The sequence below is a fragment of the Salmonella sp. SAL4457 genome, assembly GCF_046548235.1.
Classification (GTDB): Bacteria; Pseudomonadota; Gammaproteobacteria; order Enterobacterales; family Enterobacteriaceae; genus Salmonella; species Salmonella enterica.
This window is the reverse complement of record NZ_JBGDZO010000241.1, coordinates 1-314: the sequence shown is the minus strand read 5'-3', so window position 1 is coordinate 314 and position 314 is coordinate 1. Positions and strand designations below refer to the sequence as shown.

1 protein-coding gene is annotated in these 314 nt (G+C 65.0%); it reads right to left on the bottom strand.

Annotated features, from left to right (window positions below; genetic code table 11):
- Nucleotides 1-314 (bottom strand): sodium ion-translocating decarboxylase subunit beta (locus ACLJNW_RS24100; protein ID WP_410961204.1); only part of this gene is annotated, 314 nt, incomplete at both ends.

Here is a 314-nt window from a genome sequence, read left to right as displayed (position 1 = left end):
TTGCCAAAGCAGAACATCCCCAGCAGCGGCGCGGCGTCCGGCAGCAGCAGCGCCACCAGTAGTAACAGCACCACCGGAAAGAGGATTTTTTCCCGCTTACTCACCGTGCGCAGCTGCACCATGCGGATTTTCCGCTCCGTCTCCGTGGTCAGCGCTTTCATAATCGGCGGCTGGATTAACGGCACCAGCGCCATGTACGAGTACGCCGCCACCGCGATGGCCCCCAGCAGCTCCGGCGCCAGCTTGCCCGACAGATAAATCGCCGTCGGGCCGTCCGCGCCGCCGATAATGCCGATGGCCGCCGCCTGCGGCAG